Origin of the sequence: Algibacter pacificus (genome assembly GCF_008033385.1) — a bacterium.
Classification (GTDB): domain Bacteria; phylum Bacteroidota; class Bacteroidia; order Flavobacteriales; family Flavobacteriaceae; genus Algibacter; species Algibacter pacificus.
Map to the genome: position 1 here is coordinate 74,385 of NZ_VOGY01000009.1, position 17,772 is coordinate 92,156.

A 17,772-nucleotide genomic window follows, 5' to 3' on the forward strand; every position below is an offset into this window, starting at 1 on the left:
ATGGGGAATAAAGATATTATTTTAAAAGCCGAGAATATCTCAAAACAATACCGTTTGGGGCTTGTTGGTACAGGAACTATTAGTCACGATTTAAACCGCTGGTGGTCTAAAATACGAGGGAAAGAAGATCCTTATTTAAAAGTAGGCGAATCTAACGATCGAAGCACTAAAGGAAATTCTGAATATGTTTGGGCATTACAAGATATTAATTTTGAAGTTAAGCGCGGCGAAGTTTTAGGAATTATTGGTAAAAATGGCGCTGGGAAATCTACGCTTTTAAAAATTCTATCTAAAGTTACTGGACCAACCACTGGAGAAATTAAAACTAGAGGACGTATCGCGTCTTTATTAGAAGTTGGTACAGGGTTTCATGGTGAAATGACTGGGCGTGAAAATGTTTATCTTAATGGTGCTATTTTAGGAATGACTAAAAAAGAAATAGCATCCAAAATTGATGAAATTATAGAGTTTTCTGGTTGTCAACGTTATATAGATACTCCGGTAAAACGCTATAGTTCGGGTATGACGGTGCGTTTGGCCTTTGCAGTCGCTGCTTTTTTGGAGCCTGAAATATTGGTGATTGATGAGGTCCTTGCTGTAGGAGATGCTGAGTTTCAAAAGAAGGCTATTGGGAAAATGCAGGATATTTCACGTGGTGAAGGGAGAACGGTGTTGTTTGTTAGTCATAATATGGCGGCGGTGAAGAATTTGTGTACTAGGGCAATTGTTTTACAGCAAGGTAGAATTGTTTTTGATGGAGGTCAAAATGAAAGTGTCGATTATTATTTCTCAAATACAAGAGAAATTAATAAAAATTATGTTCTATTAAACGATGCGCACAGAAGAAAAAGCAGATCAAAAGAAAGTATACTGAAAAGTGTAAAATTGATATCTAAAGAGTCATTGTTAAATAAAGTAATAGAATTAGAAATTGTTTTGAAAACAATTAATTTTGTTAATAACATGGTATGTGTAACAGGTACTATTTGCAATAGTAAAGAAGAAATACTTGGTTCTTTTTTCTCAGACTCTTTTCGCCTTCACAAAGGTGAAATGAAAATAAACCTAACAATATTAAATTCAAATTTAGCTTTAGGAGAATATTATATGAATTTTTCTATTTCAAAAGGACGCTTTAGAGAAAATAACCTTGAAATGTTGGATAATGTATATGAAGCCATTGGATTTGATGTTTTTAATGAGATTAATTTAGAAGGAGGGAATACTTATAAATGGGATAATTCTTGGGGCAATTTTCATTTTAAATCTATAATAAAACAAGAAAATAATTGAAAAATTTTAATCAATCTTATATAGGACTCAGGTCAGACTTAATAAAATATATTTCAGGTAAGAATAATAATGTACTTGATGTTGGCTGTGCTAATGGAACTAACGGAAATTATTTGTTGGAGAATGATATTGCGGAAATTGTATATGGAATTGAGTTTGATAAAGAGATGTCTGCAGTTGCAGAAAATAATTATTCCAAAGTATTTGCAGGTGACCTAAACTCTAAATCTTTTAGAAGTGACATTTTAAAATGTAATATTAAGTTTGATTATATTTTATTTGGAGATATTCTTGAGCATTTATTAGATCCATATGCTGTTTTAAAAGAATTAAAAACGTTATTAAAACCTGATGGTAAAATCATAATTTCATTACCCAATATAGCTCATGTAGAAACATTTATACAATTATTTGTAAAAGGAACTTGGCCTAAAAATTCCAGAGGAATATTTGATGCAACACATTTACGTTGGTTTACAAAAAAAGATGTAGAAAGTTTAGTAGCTCATAGTGAATTAAATTTGGATGTTTATGAGGCCAAATTAAGAGCCAGAGATGCTATTGGATCTAAATTTAATTGGAAGTATAATATTATTAAGAAAATTAATAAAGAGTGGGTTACATTTCAACATATAATAGTCTGTTCGCATGTGTAATAAATATGATAAAATTTATATTGTTATTGTTACCTACAATGGAATGCCATGGTTGCAAAAATGTTTAGACAGTTGTAAAGATTACCCTGTTATAGTTGTTGATAATAATTCTAAAGATGGAACCGTTTCTTTTATTGAAAATAATTATTCAAAAATAAAACTATTTAAGCAGAGTTTTAATTTAGGATTTGGTCAAGCAAATAATCTAGGGATTTCTTTTGCGTTGAAACATGGAGCTAATCATGTTTTTTTACTAAATCAAGACGCTTATATTGTTGATGATTGTTTAGCAAAGTTAGTTTGGCATCAAAAAAACAATCCGGAATATGGAGTTTTAAGCCCAATACATCTTAATGGAGAAGGGAGTAAATTAGATAGGTTGTTTTCACATTATTTAAGTTATGATTATAATGAAACCTTTTATTTTGATGCAATTAAGAATAAACTATACCCAATATATCAAGTTCCTTTTGTTAATGCCGCAGCTTGGCTATTATCAAAAAATACACTAGATAAAATTGGGGGGTTTGATCCTTTGTTTTTTCATTATGGAGAAGATGTTAATTACTGCCAAAGGTTAAATTATCATGGTTTTAAAGTAGGTGTAGTAACTAGTACATTTATTATGCACGATAGAGAGCGTGTTTTAGATCAAAAAAATGTAGATTATAATAGTATAAAGGAAAAAGAAAAACAGTACAAAATTAGATGGGCCAATGTTAATATTGAAAGTCAAACTTTAATCTATAATAGGATTGAAGTGCTAAAGAAAAGACTTTTTAAATCATATTTAAAATTTAGTTTTAAAATCGCTAATAACTGTAAGGCAGAACTTAGGTTAATAAAAAGAATAAAAGAGGGTATATACATTAGTAGAACTATAAACAAGAAACTAGGAAAGCACTATATTGAGTGAGGTAATTTTTGTATAATTATTTAGAATTGTACTAAATGTAATTATTTCAACCTAGAAACATCAAGGTTGGATAGTGTTAAATTGATATTTTATGTTTTAAAAATAATATAATTTGGATAAATGGTATCAATAATAATTCCTACATATAATCGATCGCATGTAATTGAAAATGCGCTTCAATCTATCTTAAAGCAAACTTATTCTAATTGGGAATGTGTAATTGTTGATGATGGCTCTATAGATAATACTTTACCGGTTTTAAAGAAATACACAGAAAAAGATGCTCGTTTTAAAGTATTAAGTCGCTCTTCAGATATCACCAAAGGAGCGTCGTCTTGCCGAAATATAGGATTGTTTTTTTCTAAAGGCGATTATATCATTTTTTTAGATTCTGATGATTATCTTATGGAAACCTGTTTAGAAAATAGAGTACTTGAATTTGAAAGAAATCGGGATAAAGATTTTTTAGTTTTTCCCATGGCAATAAAAAAAAAGGGAGAAATTATTGACTATAAAATCCCGGAAAGTGAATCTTATCTAAACGATTTTTTGAATTACAAATTGCATTGGCAAACCATGTGTCCTATTTGGAAAAAAGAATTTATACAAAACCTAAAAGGGTTTAAAGCCAGTTACCCAAGACTAAATGACCCAGAGTTAATGATAAGAGCTTTGCTTGTGCCAAATGTAAAGTTTAAGGTTTTTACCAAAGCTAATTATGATACCGTTTATAATATGAATGTAATAAATTGGGTGGCATTAAAAGATAAATACTACCAAAGTTTGATACTATTTATTCCAGAAGTAAGTCAAAGCTTAGAGGAGGTAAACAAAACAGATTTAAAAAAGTATTTAAGCCGTTATTTAAAAGTTTGGTTTAGAGATTTTATGTTTCCAAGCCAATTAAATTTAGTAAAACAGAATAACACGTTAATTAATTTGTTTTATAAACATCAAATAATTTCAATATTTAAAAAGTTTAAACTAAAGGGGTTGTTATTTGTTCATAATGTGTTTTATTATTTGAAAAGAAAGCTAAAAGATTTAATTATAAACTTAACTTAGTTTTTACTAATAAAAAAAACGCCTATTTAAAAATGATTAAGTTTATAAAGTGGATCATTAAAGTAATTCAAGGTTATTTTAATTATTTAAAATTCAGAATTACTGAAACAAAAAAAATAAAACAAGCCCATATTGTTTTTATTTTACCATACTATCACACCGGAGGTGCCGAAAAAGTACACCTTAACATTGTTAAAGCATTAAGTCATCAAAAATGTTGTGTTATTTTCACCCATTTATCGGCAACCACTAATTTTTATGATGCGTTTAAAAAGCATGCCGAAATTGTTGAAATAAATAGTATTAGAAATAAAAAATCTTATTTTTTACAAAAGCGTTTAGACAAAAACATAATTAAAACCATAAATAATAGTAATACAATACATACTGTTTTTGGCAGTAACACAAATTATTTTTATTCGGTAGTAGCCAAGTTTGATAACCATTTAAAAAAAATAGATTTAATTCATGCCATAAGCCCAAACGATGAACGTGCATTAACATTTGCAAAAACGGCTAAAACCATAAGTTATAGAGTGTGTATTAATCAAAAAGCAAAAAACGATTTAATTTTAATTTATAAACAAAATAATATTAATAAAACTTATACTGAAAGGATTAAAATAATAGAAAATGGTATTAATATTATTGAAGCCGATACAGAAAAAAATCAATCTAAAACCAATATTACATTTGGATTTGTTGGCAGATGGTCTGAAGAAAAACGGCCTGAAATTTTTCTAGCCGTAGCCAAACAAATAAAAATAAAATATCCTAAAGTTCATTTTGTAATGGCAGGAACCGGAATGAAACCTAATATCAGGTTAATAAACAATTCAGGAGTTGAATATTTAGGTGAAATTACAAATTTTACTCAAATGAATAAATTGTATAAGAGCCTAACAGGAGTGGTAATAACATCTATTTCAGAAGGATTTCCAATGGTTTTTATGGAGTCTATGATATTTGGAGTAATACCTATATCGACTAATGTTGGTGGTATAAGTCAACACGTTAGTCATTTAGAAAATGGAATGTTAATAAATTCTAAATCTAAAGCAGTACTAATTGAAGAATTTGTTGAGAAAATTGAAGATTTAATTTGCGATAACTTATTGATGTCCAAATTAGCTTTTAACTCAAAAAAATATGCCACAAAACACTTTAATATTGAAAAATTCAATAAATCCTATCAAGACTTATTTTTGTAAACAATGAAAATACTAATGGTCGCCATACCAAATCATCATTTTTTTCAATGGATAAACCAGTTGAAAAACTCTGGATATCATGTGTACTGGTTTGATGTTACGGACGGTGGTCCTAAGTCGAAAAAAATAAAATGGGTCACCCAAATAAAAGGATGGAAATTGCGATGGGATTTTCCGTGGAGATCTTCAATTAAAAAGAATACTCCCAAACTATATAAGAGCATTCAAAGGTTTAATGAAAATTCAGTGCTTTCAACGTTTGAAAAAACGTTAAATGAAATCAAGCCAGATGTTGTACATGTGTTCGAAATGCAGCTGGCAGGATTACCAATTTTACCAATAATGCTAAAAAATAAAACCCCTTTAATTTATTCTTCTTGGGGTAGTGATATGTTTAACTATAAAGCTTTAGGGGTTGGTGAAATTGAGGTGAAAACATTTTTAGCTCGAGTAAACTATTTAATTACCGATTGCAAACGCGATTATAAAATAGCAATCCAAAATGGATTTAATTCTAGTTTTTTGGGGGTGTTCCCAGGTAATGGAGGTATAGACATTAATCAATCCAATATAGAAATAAGTGAAACAAGAAACACTATTTTAATAAAAGGGTATGATGATGGTGTTGGGAAAGCTTCAATCGTTTTAAAAGCTTTAGAGCTAGTTGATCAAGTTCTACTAACTAGTAAAAAGATAATAATTTATAGTGCCGATCGGGGGTTGAAACTCCAGATAGATCAATCTAAGTTTCTTTTAAATTTAAATATCAAAATCTATTATAGAACTGATTTTATCCCAAACAGAAACTTATTAGCTTTAATGGGAGCAAGTTGTATCCATATAGCAAATAGTATTTCCGATGGTATGCCAAATGCATTGTTAGAAGCAATGGGAATGGGAGCATTTCCTATTCAATCTAATCCAGGAGGTGTAGGGGATGAGGTTATCGAACATAATAAAAACGGTTTACTAATTGATAATCCGATAGATGAAAAAGTCATAGCTAAACTAATAGAACAAGCTTTGAAGAATGAAAAATTACGAAAAGAAGCTCAAAATTTCAATGTTAATTTTATAAACAGCAATTATAATAGAAGTAAATTGCTACCGCAAATTGTAAAGCTTTATAAAAATATAAAAGCAGAACCCTTTAAATGAAAATTTCATTTTTAATAGTTACTAAAAATAGACCAGAAGATTTGGTGTTTACATTGATGCGATTGAAAGCATTAATCGATTTGTCTATCCATGAAGTTTTAGTTTTTATCGATGGCTGCAGTAAAACGGAGCCTTTAGTTACACAATATAATTGGGTAAAATGGACGGTTGCTAAACCATCGGTAAGCGCTTCGCCAGCTCGAGCAGTTCTTTATAAAAAAGCAAAAGGCGATATTTTTATTGGTTTGGATGATGATTCACACCCCATATCGTTAAATTTTATTCAGGAGGTTGAAACCGTATTTCGTAAAAATAGCAATATAGGTATTATAGCTTTTCAGGAAGTACGAGGCTTGTTTTTGTCGGATGCAGAGGCTTTAAAACAATCAAAATATAGAGTTGCTCATTTTACAAAAGATTTTGTTGGTTGTGGGTTTGCCATTAAAAGGAAAGTGTATCAAGAAACCAATGGTTTTCCGTTATGGATTGATATTTATGGAGAAGAGCCCGCCTTGGCTTTAGAGGTTTTAGATTTGGGATATCAAATATTTTATCAACCCGATATAAAAGTGAATCATCGTATAGATATTGAAAAAAGAAAACTTCAAGGTCGAAATTATTTCCGTTTTGAGCATCAATTACAAAATGCTATAAGGTTTTATTTAGTTTATTATCCAACCCCCGTTTTTAAAATAATAAAGTTATTATTTCACAATTTTAAAAAATATGCGTTAAGTGATGTTCATTATTTTAAGTTGTTTTTCAAGGTGTGTTTTTCTACTTTAGTTAATTTGCCAGGGGTTTTAAAATATAGGAAGCCAGTAAAACCCGAAACCATAAAGCTCGATTTAAAACAATTAAACTATTCTGCATAAATGCTTTTTAACTCTTTAGATTTTGCCGTTTTTTTACCTGTAGTTTTTTTGCTGTATTGGTTTATAACGAGTAAAAATTTAAAACATCAAAACCTGTTATTAGTTGTTGCTAGTTACGTGTTTTATGGTTGGTGGGATTATCGGTTTTTAGCCTTAATTTTTTTGAGTTCTATAGTTGATTATAGTATTGGATTACAACTAAAAAAGGATAGAAAATCATCAAGAAGAAAACGACTCCTTGGGTTAAGTATAGTTTTTAATCTCGGCTTTTTAGGTTTTTTTAAATACTATAATTTTTTTGCAGATAATTTTGTTGAGGTGTTTTCATTTTTCGGGAAGCAAATTAGTTCAAATACGTTAAATATTATATTACCTGTAGGGATTAGCTTTTATACCTTTCAAACCTTAAGTTATACTATAGATGTTTATAAACGGAAATTAGAACCCACAACAGATTTTATTTCATTTTTAGCCTTTGTTAGTTTCTTTCCGCAATTGGTTGCAGGCCCAATAGAGCGAGCAACAAATTTATTACCTCAGTTTTATAAAAAACGGAAGTTTCAGTACAATAAAGCGGTAGATGGTTGTAGACAAATACTTTGGGGGTTATTTAAAAAAATTGTCATTGCCGATAATTGTGCCGAATATGCGAATCAAATATTTAATGATACAAACGAGTATTCGGGTAGTACGTTAGTTATTGGTGCCGTGTTTTTTACATTTCAAATTTATGGTGATTTTTCAGGATATTCCGATATTGCTATCGGAACCTCTCGATTGTTTGGTTTCAACTTAAAGCAAAATTTTGCAACGCCTTATTTTTCAAGAGATATGGCTGAGTTTTGGAGGCGTTGGCATATATCATTATCTACTTGGTTTCGTGATTATCTTTATATTCCATTAGGTGGAAGTAGAGGCAGTACTAGAGTTAGTGTACGCAACACCTTGATTATATTTTTAGTGAGTGGTTTTTGGCATGGAGCAAACTGGACGTATATTGTTTGGGGCTTTTTAAACGCGTTATATTTTTTGCCGCTTTTATTATGGCATAGAAATAGAATTAACACGAATATTGTTGCCGAAAACCGTAGTTTGCCTTCATTTATCGAGCTGTTGCAAATGGGGTTTACCTTTTGTTTGTCTGTTTTTGCTTGGATATTTTTTCGAGCTGACTCTATAGCACACGCCATGAATTTTATTTCTAGAATTTTTTCGAATACGTTATTTAAACTTCCAACGGTACGGCCAACCTATTTAATTGTAATTGTTGTGTTGTTTATTATAATTGAATGGTTGGGGAGACATGGTAAACATACATTAGAAACTTTGTTTTCTAATAACAGTAGAGCACTTCGTTGGGCTTTTTACATGGTTTTAATTGGGTGTATTTTTATTTTCAAGGGCGAAGAACAAGAATTTATTTATTTTCAATTTTAGGTATGAAAACATTTTTTAAAAATATAACATTTTTTGGCTCTGTTTTTTTTGTTTTAGCTCAGTGTAGTTATTTTATTTTAGATAGAGCTTCTAGTTTAGAGTATGATAAGCGTTTAGAGATGCTCATGGAAGGTGAGATAAATAAGGAGCTACTGGTTTTTGGCTCATCGAGAGGGAGTGGCAATATACTAGCGGCTCAATTAGAAAAGGAAACAGGGTTTTCATCGTATAATTTGTCTTATCAAGCAGCAAATTTATTATATCAAGAATTTATTTTAAAAACGGTTATTGCGTATAATAATCCGCCTAAAAAAATAGTAATGGCTATTGATAATCCTGCAGAATTTAATGGAAATACAGGAATGCGATTTAGAAACGATCGCTTATTCCCATTGTCTAAATATAATTATATTAATAGTGAATTAATTAATCAAGACAAGCGAACAGTTTTGTCTAAATTACTATACATAGATAGGGTTAGCACCAATATGTTTAAAACAACCAAGGTAAACCCGCCTAGTTTAAATCCTTTTGAGTCCTGTGGATCGCGACCTATTATATTGAAACCTAAAGGCGAGTTGGTTTATTCTAAGGTATTGCCAGATTATTCAATACATGTTGAGACGGCTAGTTATATTCAAGCCTTTAAAAACATGCAGTCCATTTGTAAAAAAAACAATATTCAAATTATTTTTGTGTTTCCACCAAATTTTATGGTTTTTAATTCTAATTTTTACAATAGATTTAAACAGCTTATGTTTCCAGAAAACAAGGTGTTTGTTTATGATACGTTAAATCCCGCGTATAAAAATGACAGGTACTTTTATGATGTTTCACATTTAACAAAAGATGGCGCTAAAATTTTTACGACAGAAATTAGTCAGTTTATAAAAAGTCTTTAAAGAGGCAAAAAAATGAAAGCTAAAAGTATTTATTCTCAGTATAAAAATATCTATATTTAGCACTTCGCCCTACAAACAATAATTCTATGAAAAAAATAGGCTTTATACCTCTAAGAAAAAACTCTAAAGGCATCCCAAATAAAAACAAACGAAAAATGGTTGGCCGACCATTATTTACATGGGTTTTATGTGAAGCTATTTTTTCTCATTTAGATGAAGTTTTTGTTTATACTGATGATGAAAATATTATTGATTTTATAGCTAAAGAATATCATTGGACTCATAAAGTAAAAGCTGTTTTAAGAAGTGACGAAAGTGCTACAGATACCGCTTCTACTGAATCTGCAATTTTAGAATTTTGCAAAAAAATAGATTATAATTTTGATGTGTTTTGTTTACTGCAGGCCACATCACCTTTTACTCAAAGAAGTGATATAAATACCTGTTTGGAAAAACTGAGTGCTAATTATGACTCTGCCTTAACTGTCGTGAATACCCATCGGTTTTTATGGAATAGTGACGGAACTCCGATAAATTACAATCCCCTAAAACGTCCAAGGCGTCAAGATTTTGATGGTTTACTAGTAGAAAATGGAGCTGTTTATACCATAACAAAAACGGCTTTGTTACAAAACCAAAATCGTTTGGGGAATAAAGTGGCAGTGGTTAAAATGAGTGAAGATTCTTTGATGGAAATTGATTCCGAAAGTGATTGGATCGCTATCCAACAATTATTAATTAACCGCCAGCAACGGGCAAAGGAATCTAAAAAAATAACCCATGTGGTGTTAGATGTTGATGGTGTTTTTACCGATGGTACTATTACTTATACTAAAGATGGTGAACACACAAAGGGCTTCGATATGCGAGATGGCATGGGCTTAGAAATTCTACGTCAGTTTAATGTAAAAGTCATGATTATGACTTCCGAAAACTCAGCACTCGTTGCGCGTCGTATGGAAAAACTTAAAATAGAAAATGTATTTCTTGGGGTAAAAGACAAATACACGCTGCTTCAAAATATTATATTAAAAGAAAATATATCAATTAATAATGTCGCTTATCTGGGAGATGATGTTAATGATTTAACCAATATATGTAGTGTAGGTTGGTCTTTAGCTCCCAACAATGCTACCGATGTGGTGAAGCAGAATGCCGACGTGGTACTATCAAAAAACTCAGGAGCAGGAGCCATTCGAGAGGCTTGCCAGTTTATAATGAATTATAACAAACGATTTTAACAATATGTCTCAAGTAAAATTATATAAAAAGCCATACATTATTGCAGAAATAGGGTGCAACCACAAAGGTGATATGGAAATAGCCAAAGAACTTATTAAAGTTGCCAAGATTTTTTGTAATGCCGATGCGGTAAAATTTCAAAAACGGCATAATAAGGAGCTTTTAACCGAGGAACAATACAACCAACCACACCCAAACCCTGCAAATTCATATGGCGATACTTATGGTGAGCATCGGGAATTTTTAGAGTTCAGCTTGACCCAGCATCAGGAATTAAAAACCTATTGCGAAGCGATTGGAATTACTTATTCAACCTCCGTTTGGGATGTGACATCAGCTAAGGAAATAACCGCTTTAAATCCAGAATTTATTAAGATACCTTCAGCCTGTAATAATAATATGGCTATGTTGGAATGGTTGTGTCAGAATTATAAAGGCGAACTGCACATTTCAACCGGTATGACAACCAAAAATGAAATTGAAGATTTGGTGTCACTTTTCAAAAAATACAGTAGGAATAAGGATTTAGTGCTTTATAATTGCACATCGGGTTATCCCGTACCATTTGAGGATGTTTGCTTATTAGATATTAATCTTTTAATAGAAAAGTATAAAGATGAAGTAAAGCATATTGGGTTTTCTGGTCACCATTTAGGGATTGCTGTGGATGTTGCTGCATATACTTTGGGTGCAAATGTTATAGAGCGCCATTATACCATAGATAGAACTTGGAAAGGGACCGACCATGCAGCGTCTTTAGAACCTATGGGTTTACGTAAACTGTCTCGAGATTTAAATGCAGTACATAAAGCATTAAGTTTTAAAAATCAAGATATTTTACCTATTGAACAGGTACAACGCGATAAATTAAAGAATCAAAAAGGATAGAAAACTTAATAATGAAGAATAAAATTTTTGTGTTTTTCCCCGATGGCGTTGGGCTAAGGAATTTTGCATTTACCGATTTTAAAAATATTGGAGAAAAAATGAGTTTCGATATTCATTATTGGAACAATACCATATTCTCTTTAAAAGATAATTTAGGGTTTAACGAAGTTAAAATTGAAAACCATAAAATTCATCCCTTAACGCCAATTTATTCAAGAATTAGAAAACGTATTGAACTTAATGTTTCAAGAGATAAATTTAATGATGAGGTCTATCCAACCTATAAATTTCCGTTAAGTTATAAAGGTTTAAAAAACAGTGTTAAAAGCAGTTATATTTCGCTTTTAATAGGTTTGAATTCTTCAGAAAAAGGGATTATTAAAATACGAAAAAAGATAAATACCTTAGAACGTTCCACCGAAAAATATAAGTATTGTAAAGCTCAATTACAGGAACATAAACCTAATTTGGTTTTTTGTACCACCCAACGTGCTACTCAATCGATAAGTGCATTGTTGGCAGCAAAAGATTTAGGGATTCCTACCGTAGCTTTTGTCTATTCTTGGGATAATGTGCCCAAAGCCATGCAAGTAGTAGAAACCGATTTCTATTTTGTTTGGAGCGATTTAATGAAGGAAGAAGTTTTAAAATATTATCCTTTTGTAAAGGAAGAACAGGTTTTTGTTACCGGTACACCACAATTTGAACCTCATTATGATACGCGTTTATTACAAACTCGGTCGGAATTTTTTAAAGAAAATAATTTAGACGAAAACAAAAAATATATCTGCTATTCTGGGGATGATGAAACGACTTCTCCATTAGATCAGTTTTATTTAGAAGATTTAGCAAACGCCGTACGTAGTTTAAACGGTAAAGGTTATAATTTAGGGATTATCTATAGAAAGTGTCCAGTAGATTTTACCACAAGATACGATGCCGTTATAAAAGCAAATAAAGATGTTATTGAAGTTATAGACCCCATTTGGAAACAGATTGGTGACCAATGGAATCAAGTGTTACCAGCAAAGGAAGACTTTAAAATGCTGTATAATGTTTGTGAACATTCGGAATTTGTAACCAACGTCTGTTCGTCCACAGTATTCGATTTTGTAGCGCATAACAAACCGTGTATTTATTATAATTATGAACAACCACAACTTAAAAAGGGCATTCGAGACATTGGGCAAAATTATAAATATGTGCATTTTAGATCCATGCCAAGTGATAAAGCAGCAGTGTTTTGTACAGACAAAACACAACTAGAGGGTTTAGTTAAGCAAATTTTGGATGGACAGTTATCTAATGTCGAAGAAGGCAAAAAATGGTACGAGATTATTGTTGGTAAAACGCCAACGAAAGCTTCTGAGAAGATTTGGGAGGCTATAAATAAAATTATATCATGCACGTAGGCTACATCACGTCCGAATATCCACATCCGAAAGTAACCCATGCAGCCGGTATTGCAACCAGTATTAAAAATCTAGCCATCACTTTAGTAAAAAAAGGTATTGATGTTACAGTCTTTGTATATCATCAAAATGAAAATGCTGTTTTTGTAGATCAAGGTGTGGAAATTCATCTTATAAAAAAGAAAAATTACAAATTATTTACATGGTTTTTCTATAGGAAACACATTCAGAATTATGTCAATAAAATTGTTAATAAAAAGCAAATTGATATTTTAGAAGCCCCAGATTGGACGGGGATTACAGCATTTATGCGTTTAAAAGGGCCATTGGTTATTCGGTTTCATGGCAGTGATGCTTATTTTTGTAAATTGGATAAACGTAAACAAAAATTCAAAAATTTTGTTTTTGAAAAATGGGCCTTACTTAATGCTGATGCTTATATTGCTCCAACCACTTTTGCGGGTGAAGAAACGGCTAAAATATTTGGTTTAAACCGAAAAAAAATAAAAACGATTCATTACGGGTTGCAACTGGATCATTTCGAAAATGAAAATCCCGAGGTTTACCAAGATAAAACTCTACTTTATATAGGGACTATGATTCGTAAAAAAGGCGTTTTAGAATTGGCTGAAATTTTCAATAAAATTATAGAAGCAGAGCCTGATGCAAAATTAAAATTAATTGGAGGCAATGCGCCTGATATAAAAACAGGATCAACGTCAACCTATGCATTAATGCAAGATTTGTTTTCTGAAAAAGCAAAAAGCAATGTTGAGTATTTAGGACAAATTCCATATTCCGAAGTTAAAAATCAAATAAAACAAGCACATGTATGTGTGTTTCCGAGTTTTGCAGAAACCTTAGGTATGGTAACTATAGAAAGTATGGCTTTACAAAAACCTGTAGTTAATACTAGTATAGGTTGGGCGCAAGAATTAATAGACGATGGTATTAATGGTTATTTAGTTCATCCCTCAAATATTGAAAAGTATGGTCAACGCATTTTACAACTTTTTAACGATAAAGAGTTGTGTTTGCAAATAGGGGGGAAGGCAAGAGAAAAAGTCGAGTCCACTTTTGATATTAATACTAATGCAGAAATTAATATAGCATATTATAAAACGATTCTTGCATGATCATTTTAGTCCATGATAATACTAAAACAGTACAGCTTTTAAACTTTGATTTGGAGGTAATAGAAGTGTCTTTGAATAAGCAGATTCCAATTGCATTAATTGAAGTATCAAAACAATTTCCTGAGACTTTAATTATTTGGTGTCACGAAGCTTTTGTTAATAGTATTAATACAGCAGCTCTTTCATCTATTTTTCATCATAAACGGATATTGGCCAGCTACAATCCTTCTTTTGTTAATTATTTACCAAATCAAATAGGATATATCGATCGAGAGTTTTTCTTGAAAATAAAGACATCAGTAAGTTATCCTACTTGGTTAACAAGTAGTAATATTGGAGGTGTATATTCTAGTGTTATTAATTCTTTAGTAAATCAGTTGAATCCTAAAGTAAGCTTCGATTATTTTTTAAATTCCTTAGCTAAACGGGCTATGGTAAATGGTTTATTCTGTTACTCAGAACCTAAATTATTACAAGAAAACACTTCGGTTATAGTTGAAACGCAACAAGCTTCAATATCTGATTTATTTCTATTTGTAAAGCAACATTATAAATGGGTTTGGGTGTTTTTTTTATCAATAAGTTATTTTGTTTATGAAAAGAAAATAGTATTATTTCCTTTACTAAAAAGTTTGTTTTTTAAGCAGTTATCAACGGATTTAAACTTGGAAGCCATACCTGTAAAATCTACTAAAACAATAATTGATACTAAAACAATAGATGTTATTATCCCAACCATAGGCCGTAAACAATACTTATATGATGTTTTACAAGATTTAGCAGCACAAACGCTCTTACCTAAAAACGTTATTATTGTAGAACAGAATCCTTTACAGGAATCGGTGTCTGAATTAGACTATTTAAAAACTGAAAATTGGCCATTTATTATTAAACACACCTTTACGCACCAATTAGGTGTGGTCAATGCTCGTAATATGGCATTGTCTCAAGTCACTAGTGAATGGGTGTTATTGGGGGATGATGATAATAGATTTAATGAGTTTTTAATAGAGGAATTATTGGATCGTATTTCATGTTTTGGAGTTGCTTCTGGTTTGACTGTATATTTACAATCACATGAAAAACAATCCTTTTTTAAAACGGGACAGACTTCTATTTTCGGAGGGGGAAATGCTATTATAAAAAGCAGCTTGCTTAGTACTGTTTTTTTTAATTCAAAGTATGAGTTTAATTATGGAGAGGATACCGATTTTGGAATGCAAATTAGATTGTCTGGAGAGGATGTTATTTATTTTTCAGATATAAAAATAGATCATATTAAAGCGCCAATTGGTGGGTACCGCACTAAAGTGAAACAGCCTTGGGCAGATGATGCTATTCAGCCTAAGCCATCTCCAACTATTATGCTTTTGAATGAAACATATTTTACAAAGGAACAACTTTTAGGCTATAAATTATTGCTAGGTATCCGTAACTTTAAACATACTAAAACTAAAAACCCTCTTAATTATATAAAGAGTTATAATAAACAATGGAGACAGAGTCAATTATGGAGTTCTAAACTGAAGTCTAAAACAAATGCTTAAACTATACACAAAAAAAGAATTTCTAACAGAAACGTATCGACGTCAAGTCTTTCCGTTGTTATTCGATTTGGTATTTTTGAATAATAAAACTCTTTTAGAGCATTATAGAATAGTGGATACTGTTTCGGATGCCGATATTGTTGTGTTTCCTGTTGATTACGGCATGTTTTTAAAACAAAATGCCGCATTTATAAGTTTACTTCAATTAGCAAAGCAACATCAAAAACCAATATGGATTTATACGGCTGGCGATTATGGGTTTTCTACTTATATAGCCAACAGTTATACTTTTAGGTTAGGCGGTTTTGATAGTAAATTAGATCGTACTACCAATATTATCCCTTCTTTTATTAATGATCCTTATGCCGTATATTTACCTAATGGTTTTTTACCTTTAAAAAAAGAAAATAAGCCCAGTATTGGCTTTGTTGGTCATGCACAATCTGGACTTTTAAAATATTTTAAAGAATATACCAATCATTTAAAATATCAAGTAAAAAGAATCTTAAACAGGTTGCTCGCTGATAAGCAATCCTTTTATCCTTCCAGTATCAAACGTGCAAATTATTTAAGTAAATTAGCCTCAAAAGACAGTTTAAAAACAGAATTTATATTACGAAACAAATACAGGGCGGGATCACATACGGTGCAGACGCAAAAAGAAAGTACGCAACAATTTTACGATAATATTTTCAATAATGCATATACATTTTGTAGTCGAGGAGTGGGTAATTTTTCAGTTCGTTTTTATGAAGCTCTAGCTGTAGGACGGATCCCGATTTTATTAAATACAGATTGTCGTTTGCCTTTGCATAATAGTATGGATTGGTCAAAGCATATTTTAATTTTAGATGAAACTAAAGTTGAAAGTATTGAGGAGCAAATATTACAATTTCATAATAGTTTATCGGATTCAGAATTTGAAAACATACAAAAATCAAATCGTGAGTTATGGTTAACGACTTTAAGACGCGATGTTTATTATATAGAAATAGCTAAGCAGTTTAAAAAAATAAAACAATAATGAGTCCATCATTTTCATTAGTAATTTGCACATACATGCGGTCCAAAGCGATTGTTACGTTATTACAATCTGTAACTTTACAGACTTTGTATCCAGATGAAATTTTAATTATTGATGGTTCTACAGATAATAAAACGGAAACAGTTTTAAATAAAAATACATTTAAAAATTTAAGCTATTATAAAGTCGATGATGCTAATAGAGGCTTGACTAAACAACGTAATATTGGTATTTCAAAAGTATCTAACACATCAAATATCATCTGTTTTTTGGATGACGACGTGGTTTTGGAGCCTCATTATTTTGAACAATTATTATCCACTTACAAAACCCATCCAGAAGCCTTAGCAGTTGGTGGATATATTACAAACGAAGTTCAGTGGGAAGCATCAGATAATAAAAATAATCCATCAAAATTTTATTATGATGGTTGGATGAGAAATGAGCCATCTCGTTTTAAAATGCGAAAAAAACTAGGTTTACAACCTGATAAAGCTCCAGGGTTTTTGCCAACCTTTGCACATGGACGTTCCGTTAGTTTTTTACCGCCATCGGGTAAAATTTATGAAGTAGAACAAATAATGGGTGGAGTATCTAGTTATAAAAAAGAAGTGTTTCAGAAAATAAAATTCTCAACCTATTTTGAAGGTTATGGTTTGTATGAAGATGCCGATTTTTCTTTACGACTTGCTAAAATTGGAAAATTATATATTAATACTAAGGCTAATTTAGCGCATTATCATGATGGTTCAGGGCGCCCTAATCAATATCGTTATGGTAAAATGGTGGTTAGAAACAGTTGGTATATTTGGCGTGTAAAATATCCGAAACCAAATCTTAATGCACGATTTAAATTCCATGCTACATCATTATTATTAACTTTAATTAGGTTTGGAAATATTATAAATTCTAACCAGAAAAAAGAAGCCTTAACCGGTAGTCTAGGAAGAACTATTGGATGGTTGTTTTTACTGTTTGATAAACCGAAAATTTTAAGAGAATAAAACTAT

At 31.0% G+C, this 17,772-nt stretch carries 16 protein-coding genes; all 16 read left to right on the forward strand.

Annotated elements, in window-relative coordinates; translation table 11 throughout:
- The 16 genes from FQU21_RS13770 to FQU21_RS13845 all read left to right on the forward strand — a co-directional run bounded on the left by FQU21_RS13770 (position 1) and on the right by FQU21_RS13845 (position 17,766).
- Positions 1–1,293, forward strand: coding sequence for an ABC transporter ATP-binding protein (locus tag FQU21_RS13770; protein WP_147678590.1), 1,293 nt, complete (start codon positions 1–3; stop codon positions 1,291–1,293).
- A complete protein-coding gene (locus FQU21_RS13775) occupies positions 1,290–1,949 on the forward strand; it encodes a class I SAM-dependent methyltransferase (protein WP_147678591.1) in 660 nt (219 codons plus the stop codon). Before FQU21_RS13770 ends, FQU21_RS13775 begins: the two co-directional genes overlap by 4 nt.
- Positions 1,942–2,865, forward strand: a complete 924-nt coding sequence (locus FQU21_RS13780; protein WP_147678592.1) for a glycosyltransferase family 2 protein — start codon at positions 1,942–1,944, stop codon at positions 2,863–2,865. Before FQU21_RS13775 ends, FQU21_RS13780 begins: the two co-directional genes overlap by 8 nt.
- Before the next feature lie 120 nt (positions 2,866–2,985).
- On the forward strand, positions 2,986–3,930 hold the full coding sequence (locus tag FQU21_RS13785; protein ID WP_147678593.1) for a glycosyltransferase family 2 protein: 945 nt from the start codon (positions 2,986–2,988) through the stop codon (positions 3,928–3,930).
- A gap of 32 nt (positions 3,931–3,962) precedes the next feature.
- Entirely contained in the window at positions 3,963–5,141 is a 1,179-nt protein-coding gene (locus FQU21_RS13790; protein WP_147678594.1) for a glycosyltransferase family 4 protein, read from the forward strand.
- Between the two features lie 3 nt (positions 5,142–5,144).
- The gene (locus FQU21_RS13795) at positions 5,145–6,299 is read left to right on the forward strand and encodes a glycosyltransferase family 4 protein (protein ID WP_147678595.1); all 1,155 of its coding nucleotides are present in this window, start codon (positions 5,145–5,147) and stop codon (positions 6,297–6,299) included.
- The gene (locus tag FQU21_RS13800; protein ID WP_147678596.1) at positions 6,296–7,174 is read left to right on the forward strand and encodes a glycosyltransferase family 2 protein; all 879 of its coding nucleotides are present in this window, start codon (positions 6,296–6,298) and stop codon (positions 7,172–7,174) included. Before FQU21_RS13795 ends, FQU21_RS13800 begins: the two co-directional genes overlap by 4 nt.
- Complete coding sequence (locus FQU21_RS13805; protein ID WP_147678597.1) at positions 7,175–8,611, forward strand: MBOAT family O-acyltransferase; 1,437 nt, start codon at positions 7,175–7,177, stop codon at positions 8,609–8,611.
- 2 nt (positions 8,612–8,613) lie between these two features.
- On the forward strand, positions 8,614–9,513 hold the full coding sequence (locus tag FQU21_RS13810; protein ID WP_147678598.1) for a hypothetical protein: 900 nt from the start codon (positions 8,614–8,616) through the stop codon (positions 9,511–9,513).
- Between the two features lie 86 nt (positions 9,514–9,599).
- Positions 9,600–10,754, forward strand: coding sequence for an acylneuraminate cytidylyltransferase (locus FQU21_RS13815; RefSeq protein WP_147678599.1), 1,155 nt, complete (start codon positions 9,600–9,602; stop codon positions 10,752–10,754).
- 4 nt (positions 10,755–10,758) lie between these two features.
- Entirely contained in the window at positions 10,759–11,643 is an 885-nt protein-coding gene (locus tag FQU21_RS13820; protein ID WP_147678600.1) for an N-acetylneuraminate synthase family protein, read from the forward strand.
- 11 nt (positions 11,644–11,654) lie between these two features.
- Positions 11,655–13,055 carry a glycosyltransferase family protein gene (locus FQU21_RS13825; RefSeq protein ID WP_147678601.1) on the forward strand — a complete coding sequence of 467 codons (1,401 nt, stop codon included), beginning with the start codon at positions 11,655–11,657 and terminating at the stop codon, positions 13,053–13,055.
- The gene (locus tag FQU21_RS13830) at positions 13,046–14,191 is read left to right on the forward strand and encodes a glycosyltransferase family 4 protein (RefSeq protein WP_147678602.1); all 1,146 of its coding nucleotides are present in this window, start codon (positions 13,046–13,048) and stop codon (positions 14,189–14,191) included. Before FQU21_RS13825 ends, FQU21_RS13830 begins: the two co-directional genes overlap by 10 nt.
- A complete protein-coding gene (locus FQU21_RS13835) occupies positions 14,188–15,738 on the forward strand; it encodes a glycosyltransferase family 2 protein (RefSeq protein ID WP_147678603.1) in 1,551 nt (516 codons plus the stop codon). The genes FQU21_RS13830 and FQU21_RS13835 overlap by 4 nt, the downstream gene beginning before the upstream one ends.
- Positions 15,731–16,762, forward strand: coding sequence for an exostosin domain-containing protein (locus FQU21_RS13840; protein WP_147678604.1), 1,032 nt, complete (start codon positions 15,731–15,733; stop codon positions 16,760–16,762). Before FQU21_RS13835 ends, FQU21_RS13840 begins: the two co-directional genes overlap by 8 nt.
- Positions 16,762–17,766, forward strand: coding sequence for a glycosyltransferase family 2 protein (locus tag FQU21_RS13845; RefSeq protein ID WP_147678605.1), 1,005 nt, complete (start codon positions 16,762–16,764; stop codon positions 17,764–17,766). Before FQU21_RS13840 ends, FQU21_RS13845 begins: the two co-directional genes overlap by 1 nt.
- Positions 17,767–17,772 lie beyond the last annotated feature (6 nt).